We start from the raw sequence: 15,683 nt of genomic DNA on the forward strand, positions 1-15,683 counted from the left end.
GACAATCCGCGCAGTCCCGAATGCTGGACGCATCAGCCCAAACGACGCCGGGAGCGAGCATTACGCAGCTCAACCAGAAGTCTCTCATCGCTCAACGCCTCCAACCATCGCCTCATCACGAAACTTTCGATACACGGCGCGCGCCTCGTCGAACTGCGCATAGACGTGATCCTTCTCACGCTGCGAGCGCCAGCCCGGCCACGCCTCCGCCATCTGCTGCAACTTGTCGATCCACTTCAGACAATAGTCCGCGGCCGCCGCGTTGCGCACGGGCTGATCGCCAACTGTCACCCACACCGGATTGGTGAACGCCTGTGCGAACTCAGCATCGAGTGGATAGCGCTCTTTCGGATTTCCCTCCGCGCGCAGGTGATACCAGCCACTGCGCGCGACCTTGAGCTTCTTGCTCAATTGCGCGCTCCTGCGATTCGCCGACAGCGGGATCTTCTCGATAGCCTCACCATTCCATATGAGCGTGACGGTCTCCAGCGGCGTGATCGATTGCACGCGCGCCTCGACGGTGACTTCACCACCGGCGGCCGGCAGTTTGATTTCGTTGCCGGGGATCTGGCCGTTCACCGTCAGCTCAACCAGCGGCCCCGTCGATACAAACGCGTGTCCGTTGCGCAAGCCTTCGAACCAGGCGTCGGCGTCGAGCCCGCGATCGCCGGTGTGCACATAGGTCCGCGCCGAGCCGACCATCTTCGAGATCTGCATGCTGCTGATCGAGTCCTCACCACCGACAGCGGTCACGCGCAGTCCGTTGTTGAGGGTCGCATACCAAGGAAAGAAACTGCCCAGGCCCGGGTAGGACCATTCGAGCGCATCCGTCGTGCCGAGCGCGGCATCGACGATATAACCTTTGCCGCCACCGAGCGTGCCGAGCAGCGGATCTTTGCTGCCGAACGCATGCACGTATCCAACGGTCGCGCCCTGCGCCTTCGCCTTGCGCAGCATGTCCGTATTGCTCGGATACAGGCTCTCGATTGCCGTCCCCTCGTAGCCCGTGGTGAACGGGCTGATCAGATGATCGCGCAGCTGGAACATGAACACGTGCCCATAAAACGCCGGCCGATATTCCTGGCCCACGATCATCAGCCGCTCCGGCGTCGAGATCGGGTGCGGCTTGCCGCCGGGAATGAACAGGTCGTAATCGAGGATACGATTGTCCTTGTTCGCGACCTGCTCGTTGACCATGTCCTGATCTTCGGCGGCCGACATCATCATCAGATTCGCCGGCGTGTTGTGCAGGTTGCCGGCGTAGTTCATGTGAACGTGGGTCGAGCCGTTGTACCAGCCGCGGGCCGACAGATCGGTCAGTGGCTGCAGTTTCAAATCGATCTGCGCGAGCTTGCCGTCACGAACCTGCACCGTCGTCTGCACCGGCGTGTATTCGAAGCCCTTGACGGCCTCGATGGTCACAGGCCCGACCGGCACCTGGACCCGAAATGTTCCGGTCTGATGGAAGACCCGATCACCCTCACCGGTCACGCGAGCGTACGCGTCTTCCGGCGCATACATCTTTCCATCCGATGCGGTCAGATGAATGCGCGAAGCGGTCGGACGACCGGTCGCCGCGTCGAGCGTCCGCACCGAAAGCGCAGCTGTCGGCCGTTTCCAGCGCCGCTCACCGATGTGGATCTTCTTCAGCGTTCCGCCATGAGTCTCCAGCAACTGCAGCTGCGGCAGACCGTCCTCATTCGAGATGAATGCGATCCACTCGCCATCCGGCGACCAGCGCGGATGGAAAGCGTCGTGCCGGAAGAAGGTCAGCTTGTAGGGTTCGCCGCCGGCGGTCGGCTGCACGTAAAGGTTGTTGAATTGATCCGCCGCGCCCCGCGTCGACGAATAGACGAAACGCTTGCCGTCGAGAGAGACATCGGGCCTTGTACGGAACAGCGATTGCTCCGCAAGCACTGTAGTCGCCTGTTCGATGCCGTTCGCCGCTGCTGGCACGCGCAAGACGTTGCCCGAGCCGAGCGGCACGTTGCGATTCGAAACCAGCAGCAACTCCTTGCCATCGGGCATCCAGGCCGGCGTGATGTGCAGGTCCATCGGTCCGAAATAGAGGCGGTCCCGGCCGAAGTCGTTGTCGTGCGTGACGGCGATCTCGTCGCCCGCGAAGCGTCCATCTTTCAATGCGCGGATGTAGACATTGAAAGCGCCCTTGGGCCTGGTCGACACGTAGGCGAGCCGCGTTCCGTCCGGTGAGAACGTGGGGTCCATGTAGACCTGATCATCCGAGGTCAGCGGCCAGCTCTTGCCGGTCTGGACCTCGACGATCTCCAGTTGAATCGTCTGGCCACCATCGTCGGCGACGTACGCGATCCAACGCCCGTCGGGCGACCAGGTCGGCATCGAATGATACTTGCGAGAGTAAGTGAGCTCACGTGCACTGCCCAAGCTCGGATCGACGATCCAGATGGAACCGCTCATGGCGACCGCGATCTTCGATCCGTCCGGTGACCAGGCCGGTGCCCACGGCGTCGAGCTCGGCGCAGGGCCGAAGTAATAGTTGTGCGTGTAGAAGCCGCCCTGCGTCGAGGCAGGATAGGAAACATTCTGGCCGACGCTCATTGCGCTGACCAGCAACAGACCCACAGCAACCAAGCTGACAAAGGGAGAGCCAAGACGTTTCATGCGGGGCGTGATCGCTCGAACAATGGAGACAGACGTTTCATGCAGGACGTGATCGTTCGAGCACTGGAGACCGACGTTTCATGCGTGGCGTGGTCGTTCGAGCGCTGTGGAGAGTCGGGTCAATGTTGCTGGGACTCGCTCATCCATTGTTTCAAACGCGTCGGCTCATGGCGTTTCAGCGCGGGATGACGCTCGATCGCGCGGTCGATGCTCGCAGCGTTGCCGTCGCGTACGTGCGCATCGAGGAAAGCAAGGACCACATCGCCAATCGCGGACAGCGCTTCATTGCCATCGATCTCACCCACACGTTCCACCCGTTTCGGGCCATCGAGCAAGGCGACGAGGTCCGTGAATCCCATGTGCCGGATGCCCTCCAGACGAACACGCAGCACATCGTTCTTCTGGCCCGCCTCATCCCAGGTTTCATAGGCAAGATCGTTGGGGCTGAAATCCGCGGCGCGAGGCTGGCCTTCGAACAGGCTGTATCGTTCCCAGTCACTGAGCAGCAGCAAGAAGGGACGGCCCACCGGTCGATCAAACAACTCCGGATCGAAGTTCTGACCATCGAGGTTCACCGCCGCGCGACAGGCATCGACCAGCTTGCAAGTCGTGCCCGCGGTCGCGCCGCCGAACGACATGCCGGCGAAGGCAAGGCGACTGCGGTCAGCCGTGGCCAACACGTCGCGCAGACTCTTGGGCTCGTTGTTGGTGACGATAGTCTTGGCAACCGCCAATGTATCGTCTCGCCATTCGGCGAAGGAACGGCCGAGCCGGGTCGCCGGAAAGGACTCCGCATAAACGGGCAGCGCTTCGCGAGCTGTTGCGAGGTCCTTCCCTCCCACCAGCGCCTTCATTGCCGTACCAAACCTCGCGTCATCTCCCAAGCTCGCGAGCTTGGTCGCGGCGATGCTGCCATCCTCCAGACGCACGTCCGCGACGTCTCCAGGATGCGCAATCGACACCACGATGTAACCATGACTCGCGAGGCGCGCGGCGAGCACGCTGTTCTGCTCTGGATATAAGAAGAAGCCGTGGCTGTACACCACCACCGGAAATCCCCGTGACGGCTTCGCCGGCGTCGCGCCTGGTCGCACTTTCATCCGCGTGGTTGTCAGCGCGTGCAGGTCTTCGACTGCGTAACTGAAATTGCGAGCGATGGCCGGCAAGGTGACGGTCGCCGCATCGCCTTCCATATAGCCCGCGCCGCCGACCGCCCGCCCCTTCGCCGGATACCAGACAATCGCCGGCATTCGCCTCGGCCCGCTGACCGGATCGGCGGCATCGAGTCGTCGCGACAGGTCGGCGAATTCGGCCCGGACCACGCCGACGTCGTACTTGCCGTCCGGCATCGGCACTGCCGACGCCGACACCGGCGCAGACGCGAATGCAGCCCACGCCGCAATGACGATGCAGAAGAACGATTGCCCCATGCTCAACCACCTTTGTCGACGACAATGCGCGGTCATCGCGCTGGCATCAGTAACGCTCGACTTTCTTGCCTTCGGCAAACGCCGCCAGCCCTCGCCTGGCATCGGCACTGGTGAACGCCAGTTGCCCGAGCACGGCCTCCCGACGAAACGCGTCCTCGAGCGGCAGATCGCTCAACTCCCGGACCGCGCGTTTGGTGACCTTGAGTGCCGTGGGACTCAAACGCACCAGGCGCTCGGCCCACTGAGTCGCAGTCTCCGACAGCTGCTCTGGCGCGACGACTCGATTGAGCAAACCGACCCGCAACAACTGTTCGCTGCTGAAACGATCCGCCGTCATCAGGATTTCCATCGCCGCCGCGTAGCCGATCTGCCGGACCAGCCGCACGAGCGTGCCGCCCGCCGGCACGATTCCAAGCGAGACTTCGGGAAGGCTGAATACTGCCGCGCTGGACGCGATACGCAAGTCTGTCGCGAGCATGATCTCGAATCCGGCCCCCATGCACAGCCCGTTGATGGCGCAGACGATGGGCTTGTCGAGGTTCAAGTGCTTCAGATGCGCGGCATCCCACGCGGAGATATCGATCTCGTTGCGCGCCAGTGCGGGGATGGACTCCTTCAGGTCGGCGCCGGCACAGAACGAGCGATCGCCTGCACCAGTGAGGATCACCACGCGCACGCAGTCGTCTTCGCCGGCCGCCTTGAATGCAGCGCCCAGCTCGTCGTACATGGCCAGCGTCATCGCATTGAGCTTGGCCGGCCGATTGAAAGTGATGCGGGCGATGCCGTCCTGAACGTCGTAAGCGATGGCCATCAGATCACCTTGCGCTCGCGCAGCGACTCGAAAGCCTGCCGGTCGAGGCCGAGCCAATCGAGAAAGACGGTTTCGTTGTGCTCGCCGATCAATGGGACCCTGGGCTCCGCGCCGACGGAGCTTTCAGACAAATGCACGGCGGAGCCAAAGACCTTGACCTTGGTATCGCCGTAGCCCACCTGCACGAGCATGTCCCGCGCCAGCATGTGCGGATCCTCGACGACTTCGCCGATGTTCTTGATCGGGCTCAGCGGGAAGCGGTCGGACGCGATGGCCTCGAGCTCCTGCTTGGTCTTATCGGCGAACCAGCCACGAACGATGGGTTCGACCCGGCGCGCATACACCGCTTGATCGAAGCGCTTCTCCATCGTGTCGATCTCGGGATCGGTCGCGAACTGCGGCGTACCGAACGCGGCACAGGACTCTTGCCAGAACTTGTCCGTGTACCCGCCGAAGAACACATGACCGTCCTTGCATTCATAACGGCCATACGGCCGCACGAACGGATGATCGTTGCCCAGCGGCTCCGCGATCTTCCCTTGAGTCGTGAAATTCACAACGGCGTTTTCGGTGAGTGTGAACACCGCATCCTGCTGTGAGACATCCACGAGCCGGCCGACGCCTTTGCTCTCCGCTTCACGCAAAGCGGCAACGGTGCCAAGCGCGGCATATAACGAGGCAGCGAGATCGCCGATGATCGTGCCGACCCGCTGCGGCTCACCCGGTGTTCCGTTCATCGACCATAGTCCTCCGCTTGCTTGAGCGGAGTTGTCGTAGGCGGGACGCGCCGAGTTCGGACCGCTTTGCCCGAAGCCGCTGATACCTGTGTAAATCAACCGCGGATTGACCTTACGCAGCGCCTCGAAATCCAGGCCGAGCTTGCGCATGGTGCCCGGCCGGAAGTTTTCGACCACGACATGAGCCTTGCGAACCATGTCGAAAAACAACTCGCGGCCCCGGGCCGACTTCAGATCCAGCGTCACGCCCAGCTTGTGCCGATTGTATTGAGCGAAGAATCCGCTGAGCCGTTCCGTGCCCTGCTCCACCATCGGTGGAAACGTGCGCACGTAATCGGGGTCCTGCGGATTCTCGATCTTGATGACAGTCGCGCCCAGGTCGGCGAGCATCATCGTGCAGTACGGCCCCGCGACGACCCGCGTCAGGTCCAACACCAACACGCCATGCAACGGCCCGACCGCGGGAGCTGCCGGCACTTCGTTTTCAGCCGCGGCCATGGAGAAACCTCACTTGCGCGCCTGCGCGAGCAATTCGACGGCCAGATCCATGCGAACGTCGCGCAACTCGACCATGCGTTTGACGACCGCATCCACTTCAGCCCCGACGGCACCAGCCGCCACCGCGATATTGCGAGCGTGCAGCGCCATGTGCCCGCGCTGGATTCCTTCGGTGGCGAGTGCGCGCATCGCACCCATGTTCTGCGCGAGACCGACGGCAACGATGATCTCGGCCAGCTCTTGAGCCGAAGTCACTTGCAGGATTCTCAACGCAGCTCGCGCCAGCGGATGTGTCTTGGTCGCGCCGCCGACCAGGCCCACCGGCATCGGCATCTCAATGGTGCCGATCAGATCGCCGTCATTCGCGCGCTCCCAGGTCGTCAACGAAGTGTAGTGACCGCTGCGCGACGCGTACGCATGCGCACCTGCCTCGACGGCACGCCAGTCGTTGCCGGTGGCAACGACGATGGGATCGATGCCGTTCATGATGCCTTTGTTATGAGTCGCGGCCCGATAAGGATCGACAGCGGCGAACGTGTAGGCGTCGAGCATTCCTTCGATCACGCGTTCACCGGAATATTCCGACGTCGCGAGCACCGACGGCGATACACGCAGACTGGCCCGCGCCAGACGCAGGTCGGCGAGATTGGAAAGGATACGAAGGCGGACCGACCCGCCGGTGATGCCTTCGATCTTCGTTGCCACCGCCTCGGCCATGGTGTTCACGGTATTGGCACCCATGGCGTCGCGGACGTCGACGATCAGGTGAGCGACGACCATGGGACCGCGAGGCGTTTCGGGGAACACATGCACCTCGATGTCCCGACAGCCGCCGCCCAACCCGACCAGTACCTTGTCACGGCCGTTCGCCACCTCGATCAACTCGGCGCGCGCACGCAGGATGGCCTGACGCGCGCCATGAGGATCGGACACGCCGATGACTTGAATCTGAGAACGCATCAGCGGCGGCGTGCTCGATGTGAAGAAGCCGCCCGACTCACGCACCAGCTTGGCCATGAACGAGGCCGCGGCGACGATCGACGGCTCTTCCACCACCATCGGCACGACGACGTCCTTGCCATTGATCCGGAAGTTGCTGGCCACCGCGAGCGGCAGCTCGAAGGTGCCGATGACGTTCTCGATCATTCCATCGGCCGCGCCAATCGGCAGCGAGCCGGGCTTGGCGAGCAGATCCACGTCGGCGGCCGCGACGATGCCGGCATCGGCAAGCGCACGCAGGCGCTGTGAGGGAGTCAACGAGCGGAAATTCGGCAGGCGTGAATCGAGTGTCATGATCGTCTCGCGAGTGCTAATCGATATTCAATACGCAGAACGAAACAGCTCCAGAAAGTCCTGCTCGCTGGTGAGGCGCGGATTGCAGGTGCTGTGGTCCGAGGCAAAGCTGCGTCGAGCCAATTCATTCAGCCGATCTTCATCGATCCCGACATCGCGCAAGCGCGGCGGAATGCCAAGATCGCTGCAAAGTGCGCGCAGCCCGTGAATGGCCTGTGCCCCACCCTTCGCTTCACGTCGACCGCTGCCGTCGATGCCCAACACTGCAGCGATCCGCGCATATCGCTCGGGATTCGCAGGCGCGTTGAACGCGGCGGCGTGCGGCAAACAGACGGCACTGGCCAGCCCCTGCGGCACTGGGAACAACGAGCTCACCGCCGACGCCATGCAACTCACATTGCCCAATCCGGTGACGCCGAACGACATCGCGGCCATGGCCGATCCACACAACATATCCAGCGCGGCCGATGGGTTGTTTCGATCCGCGACGAAGACGCGAATGCTGGCCGCGATCAGTGTCATCGCGTGCAAGTTCAGCGCATCGGAAAAGACCGTGGCTCGTTTGGACAAGTAGGACTCGAATGCATGCACGAAGGCGTCGATGCCGGCATGGGCCGCGTCATGGCTGGGCATGGGGCCCACTGTGAGCGGATCCAGAATCGCGGCCGCCCCCTCCGCCGACACTGCGGCTCGCGTGCCGGCCGTCGTCGGGATGGAGATCAGCGGCAACGACGACATCAGCAGATCGACCGACTTCGCCACCTCGATGGTGTTCTCGCCACCGATAGCCACGATTCCTTCGGCATGCCGTTCACGACTCCGCTCGAATGCAGCTTGAACATCGATATCGCTGAGCACGACCGTCGCAACGTCGATCTGCGCCAGGATGTCGGCCACCTTGCGGTGAATGGCGCTGTCCACGAGCGCGGGATCGAGCAGCACCAGCAAACGTTTGGACGCATGCTCACGAACCAGATCGGCGAGCCGCTCATGAGCACCGACGCCGAAGATGAGCTTCGTCGGACACTCGAATGAGCCGATGCCCGCTTCATGCCACATGGACGCGGGCACCTCGCTCATGCAGTAACACCGAACGCAGGAACGCGACGCCGTCGTCAACCGCTTCGTTGGCAACGCGCGAGATGGCAACCGCCTCGATGAAGCTGTGCGGCGCGCCTGGGTAAACCTTGGCCTGCACCTGGACGCCGGCTTCGAGCAAGCGGCCGGCCATGTGCAAGTTCTGTTCGGCCAGGATGTCGCACTCGGCAATCACCAGAAACACTGGCGGCAAGCCCTGCAACGGCGCATACGCGGTTGCTACATACGGGTCGCGCCGATCGCCGAGGCGGCCGATGTAGTTGTCCCAGAACGTGTCGACTTCGTTGGTCGTCAGCATGTCTTGCTCGGTGCCATAGCGTTGCCGAGAAGCCGGCGAGCAATCCGGCGTCGAGCCGCCGTAGATGCTCAACACTGCTTTCACCAGATTCGGATGACCGGCGTCCCGCAAGCGCAGCGCGGCGCCCATCGAAAGATTGCCGCCCGCGGAGTCGCCTCCCACCGCGATCCGTTCGCCGTCCAGACCATGCGCCCGACCTTGCTCGTGCAACCAGTGCACGACGGCGATCACTTGATTCAGTGCGGTCGGATAGCGGACTTCGGGAGACAGATCGTAATCGACACCCACGACGGCCATGCCGCCGCGGTGTGCGAATTCGCGCATCACTCGATCGTGCGTGTTCACGCTGAACAACGACCAGCCGCCGCCGTGCATGTAAACAAACGTCGGCTTGCCGTGACCCGGCGACGGATCGTAGATACGCAGGCGAACGGGACCGGCCTTCGTCTCGGCGACGATGTTGCGAGTGTCGGCGATCACCGGCCCGCCCTTGGTCCAGGGCGCGCGAGTGATCTCGCAGATTTCGCGGCGCTCAGGCCAACTGAGGTCACGGCCCGCGGTCAGCTCGCGGCCCTTCGCGATGACGTCGTCGATGAAACGTTTGATTTCCGGATCGAGCGCGCGCGGCGGCGGCTGACTCGGTGCCAATGCCTGCGCCGGCCGGGATTCGCCGAAGCGACGCATCCACTTGGTCAACGGCGCCTGGTCTTTGATATCCAGCGCACGCAGGATGTCGGCGAACACTTCGTCGCGCTCGTCCTGACCCAGCTTGAAACAGCTGCGCACGGCGAGAATTCTGGCCTCGAAACCGATGATGCCGGCCACGAGCTTGTCGTAACGCGCACCCATCTCTTCGCTCGACCAGGCGGCCGGACGATTCGTCTCCATTTGCTCGACCAGCCCCGACAGCAAACGATCCGCATCCGCGCGCGTGTCGCAAAACTTCAGATCGACATCGAACACCGCGCTCGCGTAATTCCACGTCGGACCCCAGGTGCGGTCGCTCACCCACGAGGGCGAGATGTAACCGTGCGGGCCGATCAGCAATACCGTGGCTCGCGAGGTGGCAGCGAGCGCTGCCACTTGCGGATTGCGTCGGGCGAAATGACCCAATAAGGTTCGCGGCGTGCCATCGGCATCGCACACGAGTTGCACCGGCAGCGGCGTCGCATGCTGTGCGCCCGGCCCGCCGGAGACGATCCATGCCAGAGGTTGCTCCTGCACCAGGGCACGAAGGTCCTCGGCGCTGCGGGGTTCGAATCGGTTGCTCATGAAAATCGTCGAGGTGAACTTATGAATTGAAAGTGGCGACGCTGTGCCTGGGCCAGCGCTGGGCCCAGGGCAACGCGGCTTCGAGCTCGAACGCCAGCGTGAGCAACACGTCTTCTTGCGCGCGATCCGCGGCAAACATGCTGCCGATGGGCAACCCTTCGCTGCTCTGGAACAGCGGCAACGAAATGGCCGGCGTACCCGCCATGTTTTGCAGCGGCGTGTACGCGATCCAGTCGAACATCGTCGACATCAGCTGTTCCATCGGCACCGCCGGCCCATAGGTGCCGAGCAGCGGCGGCGGTGCGTTCGTCACCGGCGACAGAACAACATCGAAGCGCGAGAAGAACTCATTGAGCTGAATCGGCAGCCGTGCGATCTGTTGATACGCGCGCTCCAGTGCCGTCGTCGGCAATCCTTCGGCACGCTTGCCCAGCCCGATGGTCCACGGCTCGATTGCATCCTCCAGCCGGCCGCCGCCCAACAGCGCGCGAGTCGCATCGACACAGTCCGCGGCCAGGTGCGACCAGATGTTTTCGAACGAATCGAGAAAGGCATGACCGTCGATGGGCCAGGAAGTCCGTTCGACCTTGTGCCCAAGACTCGCGCACAGATCCGCGGTGGATGCGATTGCCCGAGCGACGTCCGCGTGCGGGACATTCCCTCGCAAGCCATGTTCGATCACTGCGATACGCAGGCGACGTGACGAAGGACCAGTCACAACAGAGCGTTTTGAATCGTAGTGAGCCGCGGCGAAGCCCCACGCAACGTCACGAACACTGCGTGAATGCAGACTGTCCGCGACCAGCAAATCTTCGACGAGGTGACGGGCGCGCACGCGAACCGTGCTGTCGCGTCCGGGTTTCAGTCCGACCACGCCACAGCATGACGACGGCAAGCGAATCGAACCGCCGCCGTCACTGCCGTGCGCGAGTGGCACGAGCCCGGCTGCGATAGCAGCGACGGCGCCACCGCTCGATCCGCCCGGTGAATGCTCGAGCGACCACGGATTGCGCGTCGTCGGTCCCGCGAGCGGCTCGGTCGACGCCAACAATCCAAACTCCGGCATCGAAGACTTGCCGAGCGCGACCAACCCGGCCTGCTGCATGCGTTGCACGTACGGATAGCCATGTTGAATGGCCTTGCGCGTCCGGCTGCGTGAACAGGACGTCGTCGGCATGCCGGGATAATCCAGCGAATCTTTCGGCAGCCACGGCACACCGCGCATCGTGCCGCCGCTTTCGCGCAGCGCTCGAGCTTCAGCGCGAGCCAGAGCGGGATCGTAATGACTCAAGGCACGCACGGTCGGATCGAGCGCGTCGATGCGCAGAATCGCGGCCTCCGTCAGTGCCTCGACCGGCAGCTCGCCAGCGCGGACGAGTCGTGCCTGATCGTGCGCATCCAGCTTGCCGAGCGCCAGCGCATCGGACAATGAAACTTCGCGGATCGTCATCAGTTCAAACTTCCCGAAAGCTCGGCGGGCGCCGTCTGCAGGCTCTGAGCCCGTGGCTTGCCATACAGCGTGTAGATCGCGAATCCGATCGCGAGATAAGTCAGCAGCAGGCAAGCAGGCAGCCATTCGCCGTGACGGATCTGATTCACCAGATCGAGCAGCACCGGCAAGGTCATCAGGAAGCTGACGATGATGGCGAGCACCGGCACCGTGCCGAACCAGATCCCGTTGATCCACACGCCGCCCAGCGGCACGCGGAAGCGCCCTTGTTTTTCCGGCTCGCGACTGCGCAGGTCGATCAGCGCGGCCGCCACCATCGCGAACGTGAGCGACACGCCGAGCGAAATCATGTCGGCCAGCACCGAGATCGGCAGCAGCGCCGCGCCGAGCCCGGCGAGACTGGCCAGCATGAGATTGGCCTTCCACAGACTGTTGCGCTTCGGATGGACCACCGAGAACAGTCGCGGCAGATAGCCGTCGTTGGACATCGCGTAGCAGACGCGCGAGTGACCGAAGGCATTGGCGAGAAGCACCGAACCGAGGCCGGCCAGCGCACCGATCTTGATCAGCGTGGCGATCACGGGCCAACCGATGCGATCGACCGCGAGCGCGATGGGATCGGCGACGCCGAGCTCGCGGAACGGCACCAACCCAGTCAGCACTGTCGCGACCGCCACGTACAACAACGCGCAGATCGCCAACGAACCGAGAATGCCCACCGGCACGTCGCGATGGGGATTGCGCGTCTCGGCGGCGGCCGTCGACACCGTTTCAAAACCGAGGAAGGCGAAGAACAGCAACGAAGCAGCGCGCGCGATGCCTTCCCAGCCATACGTGAATCCGCCTTCGTTGGCCGGGATGTACGGCTGCCAGTTGGTCGGATCGACCGCGTGCGCACCGGCCAGCACGAAGCCAACCAGCACCAGCACCTTGATCACCACCAGCACGGAATTGACGAGCGCGGACTTCGAGATGCCGAGCGCGAGAATGATGCCGGCACCGAGACACGCCGCAGCCGCGACCAGGTTCACGCTGTTGCCAATGCCGAATTGAAAGCCGACGCCGTCCACCAGTTTCGCGGTCACCAGCGAGGTCGACACGCTCGCCGGCACGTGAATACCGAAATCGCCGAGCAGGCTCAGGAGATAGCCGCCGAAGCCCAGGCCGAGCATGGACGCGGCGATGTTGTACTCCAGGAAGAGCAGCCAGCCGAGCGCCCATCCCGGCAGTGCACCGAACGTGCGGCGGGTGTAGGTGTAAGAAGATCCCGACTCCGGCAGCCGCGACGCCAGCTCGGCGTAGCACAGGCCCACCAGCAAGCACGCGAAGCCGGCGAGCAGGAACGAGATGGTGACGGCCGGCCCGGCGAAGGACGCCGCGGCGGTACCGGTCATGACGAAGACGCCGGCGCCAAGGATGTTGGCGACCCCCAGCACCAGCAGCCCCGCCCAGCCGAGCGAGGGACGCAGCGAAGCTGCGGATTGCGAGTCGGGAGGATTCCCTGGTTGTGTCATTACTTCGGCCAGAACGTTCGGGTGGCGTGACGCGTGCGAGTAAATATGGATATAGTCGGCGTCAACGTCCAGCCATCAGCCACGGCGTGAGGCAGGTGCACAGCCCTTGATGTGCAAGGCTTTTTTCCTGAGACCACGCAACAATCGGCGCGGCGGGCCGGCAAAAGACGCAGATCCTTACCGGCAGGTCCGGGAGATTGACAGGATCGACCGCCCGCGCCGCTCGCCCCGCAGCAGGTACGTGTGATGAGCGCCCCGCATGAAAAGAAAGACACCCCCGCGAACTTCGAAGAGGTGGACCAGATCGACCTCAAGATCATGGAGGTCCTGCAGAAGGACGCCCGGATCACCAACCAGGCGCTGGCCGATCGGGTCGCGCTGTCGCCGAGCGCCTGCCTGCGACGGGTACGCGACCTCGAAACCCGCGGGCTGATCAGCGCCTACCGCGCGCAGATCCAGGTCGACAAGATGCGCAGCGTGACCATCGTGATGGCGCACATCACGTTCTCGCAGCACACGATCAAGAATCTGCACGACTTCGACGCCTGCATCGAAACCCTCCCGGAGATCGTCGAGTCGTATCGGGTCAGCGGCAACGTCGACTACATCCTGCGCGTGGTCGTGCCCGACATGCATGCGTGGAAACGCATCATGACCGTGCTGGTGAACGGCGGCTTCGGCGTGGAAAAGATCGTCTCGCACTTCCTGATGGATCAGATCAAGACGTTCAAGGGCTACAAGCTGATCCAGAAGCCCGGCGACTGAGGTCACTGCGTGACGGGCAACACGATGTGACTTGCATCGGGGCCAGCGACCACCACCTTCTGCGTCGCCTTTACGTAGTCACGCGGCCTGGCGAAGAAAATGTTCGGGACGAACGTCTGCGGATTGCGGTCGTAGAGCGGGAACCAGCTCGACTGCACCTGAACCATGATGCGATGACCGGGCCGGAACACGTGATTCGCATCGGGTAACGCGAACTCGTACAGCAACGGCACATCGGGCTCGAGCGGCGCCGCTTGCGACAGCGACTTGCGATAGCGGCCGCGAAAGATCTCCATTGCTATGGGCAACTGATAGCCACTCATCCCCGGATCGTCCGCTCGATCCGGATACACATCGATGAGCTTCACGACCCAATCGCTGTCCGTGCCGCTGCTCGACGCCATGAGCTTGACCATTGGCTCGCCCGCGATGCTCACTGCTTTATCGAGCACTTTCGATGTGAATGTGAGCACGTCAGACCGCGCGGCACTGCTGCGCTGATCGCTCGTCAGCCACGGTTCCCATTGCTCGCCGTCGTCGTCCACTCGAATCGGACGCGGCACGAACGTCACCGGATCGGCCGGATCGGAAATGTAGTTCGCCGTTTGCATCGCGCCTGGAGTTGCCGCGAACCCCAACTCGCCCTTCGGCTTCAGATAGAGCCTGGTGGTGCTCGCTTGCGCCGGCGGCCATTGTTCCAGCCGTCGCCATTCGTTGGTCCCCGACTGAAACGCGGTGACCGGCGCCACATCCATCGGCGTGCCTTTCAAATGATGCGCGAGAAACGGGGCGAGCACGTGCTGTCGCCACCACTTCGCCGTGTCGTGCCCCCAGCGAATCTTGCCGACGCTGCTGCCATCGAAGATGGCGTGCGCGTGGTGCCAGGGCCCCAAGGTGAGATAGACCATCCTGCCCGTCTTGTCCTTGGGCTCGATGGCTTGGTAGACCGCGGTGGCGCCGTAGATATCTTCCTGATCCCACAGCGAGTGCGAAATCATCACCGGCACCTGCAGCGGCCGGCTCGCAAGGATCCGGTCGACGGCCTGCGACTGCCAGAACTCATCGTAGGCCGGATGCTCGACGATGTTTCGCCAGTACTGAACCTTATCGGTGCCGCGCTGGCGCGCCAGTTCTCCCACCGATCCGGCGCGCATGAATGTTTCGTAGCGATCGGTGCTGTCCCACGGGAATTCGAGACTGTTGTCGCGTGACTCGCTGCCGTGAATGGCGGCGATCGCGTACTGGCGGAAGGCGCCGTTATGAAACCAGTCGTCGCCGCGCCAGCCGTCGACCATCGGGTCCATCGGCACGGCGACTTTCAGGGCGGGATGCGGATTCACCAGCGCCATCAGCGTCGTGAAGCCGTTATAGGAAATGCCGATGACGCCGACCTTGCCGTCGCTCTCGGCGACGTGCTTCACCAGCCAATCGATGGTGTCGTAAGCGTCCGTCGATTCGTCCACTGAAGTGCGATTGAACGGCGAGCCGGCGAGCGGCCGGGTCATGACAAAGTCGCCGCCCGAGCCGTGCTTGCCGCGAATGTCCTGAACGACCCGGATGTAGCCGCCGTCCACGATCACATCGGCGGCATTGTCGAAGCCTTCGAGCAGCACGCGCATGTCGCTGCTCTCTTTCTGCTTCGTCATCCACTCCGCGTTGTAGGGCGTGCGCGTGAGCAGGATGGGCGCCTCGTTCGCACCCTTCGGAATCACGATCACCGTGTGCAGCTTCACCCCATCGCGCATGGGGATGTCGAAGACGCGGCGTTCGTAGTTGGCCGCGCTGGCGAGCGAGCTGATGAACAGCACTGTAACCAGCGCGCATCGTCCCAATGCAGTCCAAGCAGAAGTCATATGACTCTCTCGCCGCCGGCCAAC

The 15,683-nt window shown here is 63.2% G+C and carries 11 protein-coding genes; 1 reads left to right on the forward strand and 10 read right to left on the reverse strand.

Annotated elements, in window-relative coordinates; translation table 11 throughout:
- Positions 1–84: 84 nt before the first annotated feature.
- The 9 genes from EKO19_RS00935 to EKO19_RS00975 all read right to left on the reverse strand — a co-directional run bounded on the left by EKO19_RS00935 (position 85) and on the right by EKO19_RS00975 (position 13,041).
- The gene (locus EKO19_RS00935; RefSeq protein WP_129774540.1) at positions 85–2,640 is read right to left on the reverse strand and encodes a CehA/McbA family metallohydrolase; all 2,556 of its coding nucleotides are present in this window, start codon (positions 2,638–2,640) and stop codon (positions 85–87) included.
- A gap of 119 nt (positions 2,641–2,759) precedes the next feature.
- Complete coding sequence (locus EKO19_RS00940) at positions 2,760–4,070, reverse strand: alpha/beta hydrolase (RefSeq protein WP_157995048.1); 1,311 nt, start codon at positions 4,068–4,070, stop codon at positions 2,760–2,762.
- 46 nt (positions 4,071–4,116) lie between these two features.
- The gene (locus EKO19_RS00945) at positions 4,117–4,881 is read right to left on the reverse strand and encodes an enoyl-CoA hydratase/isomerase family protein (protein ID WP_129774542.1); all 765 of its coding nucleotides are present in this window, start codon (positions 4,879–4,881) and stop codon (positions 4,117–4,119) included.
- A complete protein-coding gene (locus EKO19_RS00950) occupies positions 4,881–6,116 on the reverse strand; it encodes a CaiB/BaiF CoA transferase family protein (protein ID WP_129774543.1) in 1,236 nt (411 codons plus the stop codon). Before EKO19_RS00950 ends, EKO19_RS00945 begins: the two co-directional genes overlap by 1 nt.
- 9 nt (positions 6,117–6,125) lie before the next feature.
- Positions 6,126–7,409: a hydroxymethylglutaryl-CoA reductase, degradative gene (locus EKO19_RS00955; RefSeq protein ID WP_129774544.1), complete on the reverse strand. Its 1,284-nt coding sequence runs from the start codon at positions 7,407–7,409 to the stop codon at positions 6,126–6,128.
- A 27-nt stretch (positions 7,410–7,436) separates the two neighbouring features.
- Positions 7,437–8,489 carry an iron-containing alcohol dehydrogenase gene (locus EKO19_RS00960; protein ID WP_217705063.1) on the reverse strand — a complete coding sequence of 351 codons (1,053 nt, stop codon included), beginning with the start codon at positions 8,487–8,489 and terminating at the stop codon, positions 7,437–7,439.
- Positions 8,458–10,077, reverse strand: coding sequence for an alpha/beta hydrolase fold domain-containing protein (locus EKO19_RS00965; protein ID WP_129774545.1), 1,620 nt, complete (start codon positions 10,075–10,077; stop codon positions 8,458–8,460). Before EKO19_RS00965 ends, EKO19_RS00960 begins: the two co-directional genes overlap by 32 nt.
- Before the next feature lie 19 nt (positions 10,078–10,096).
- The gene (locus EKO19_RS00970) at positions 10,097–11,527 is read right to left on the reverse strand and encodes an amidase family protein (RefSeq protein WP_157995049.1); all 1,431 of its coding nucleotides are present in this window, start codon (positions 11,525–11,527) and stop codon (positions 10,097–10,099) included.
- A complete protein-coding gene (locus EKO19_RS00975) occupies positions 11,527–13,041 on the reverse strand; it encodes an amino acid permease (protein WP_129774547.1) in 1,515 nt (504 codons plus the stop codon). Before EKO19_RS00975 ends, EKO19_RS00970 begins: the two co-directional genes overlap by 1 nt.
- Positions 13,042–13,287: 246 nt before the next feature.
- Here EKO19_RS00975 and EKO19_RS00980 point away from each other — a divergent pair, with 246 nt between their 5' ends.
- A complete protein-coding gene (locus EKO19_RS00980) occupies positions 13,288–13,806 on the forward strand; it encodes an Lrp/AsnC family transcriptional regulator (RefSeq protein ID WP_129774548.1) in 519 nt (172 codons plus the stop codon).
- A 2-nt stretch (positions 13,807–13,808) separates the two neighbouring features.
- On the opposite strand, the gene EKO19_RS00985 is transcribed toward EKO19_RS00980, so the two are convergent.
- On the reverse strand, positions 13,809–15,659 hold the full coding sequence (locus tag EKO19_RS00985; RefSeq protein ID WP_129774549.1) for a CocE/NonD family hydrolase: 1,851 nt from the start codon (positions 15,657–15,659) through the stop codon (positions 13,809–13,811).
- Positions 15,660–15,683: the final 24 nt, after the last annotated feature.

Source organism: Peristeroidobacter soli, assembly GCF_004138485.1.
Taxonomy (GTDB): Bacteria; Pseudomonadota; Gammaproteobacteria; order Steroidobacterales; family Steroidobacteraceae; genus Steroidobacter; species Steroidobacter soli.

Bases quoted from the DNA above. Each gene is read 5' to 3' on its own strand.
- EKO19_RS00935 (WP_129774540.1), bottom strand. From the start codon at position 2,640: ATGAAACGTCTTGGCTCTCCCTTTGTCAGCTTGGTTGCTGTGGGTCTG.
- EKO19_RS00940 (WP_157995048.1), bottom strand. From the start codon at position 4,070: ATGGGGCAATCGTTCTTCTGCATCGTCATTGCGGCGTGGGCTGCATTC.
- EKO19_RS00945 (WP_129774542.1), bottom strand. From the start codon at position 4,881: ATGGCCATCGCTTACGACGTTCAGGACGGCATCGCCCGCATCACTTTC.
- EKO19_RS00950 (WP_129774543.1), bottom strand. From the start codon at position 6,116: ATGGCCGCGGCTGAAAACGAAGTGCCGGCAGCTCCCGCGGTCGGGCCG.
- EKO19_RS00955 (WP_129774544.1), bottom strand. From the start codon at position 7,409: ATGACACTCGATTCACGCCTGCCGAATTTCCGCTCGTTGACTCCCTCA.
- EKO19_RS00960 (WP_217705063.1), bottom strand. From the start codon at position 8,489: ATGAGCGAGGTGCCCGCGTCCATGTGGCATGAAGCGGGCATCGGCTCA.
- EKO19_RS00965 (WP_129774545.1), bottom strand. From the start codon at position 10,077: ATGAGCAACCGATTCGAACCCCGCAGCGCCGAGGACCTTCGTGCCCTG.
- EKO19_RS00970 (WP_157995049.1), bottom strand. From the start codon at position 11,527: ATGACGATCCGCGAAGTTTCATTGTCCGATGCGCTGGCGCTCGGCAAG.
- EKO19_RS00975 (WP_129774547.1), bottom strand. From the start codon at position 13,041: ATGACACAACCAGGGAATCCTCCCGACTCGCAATCCGCAGCTTCGCTG.
- EKO19_RS00980 (WP_129774548.1), top strand. From the start codon at position 13,288: ATGAGCGCCCCGCATGAAAAGAAAGACACCCCCGCGAACTTCGAAGAG.
- EKO19_RS00985 (WP_129774549.1), bottom strand. From the start codon at position 15,659: ATGACTTCTGCTTGGACTGCATTGGGACGATGCGCGCTGGTTACAGTG.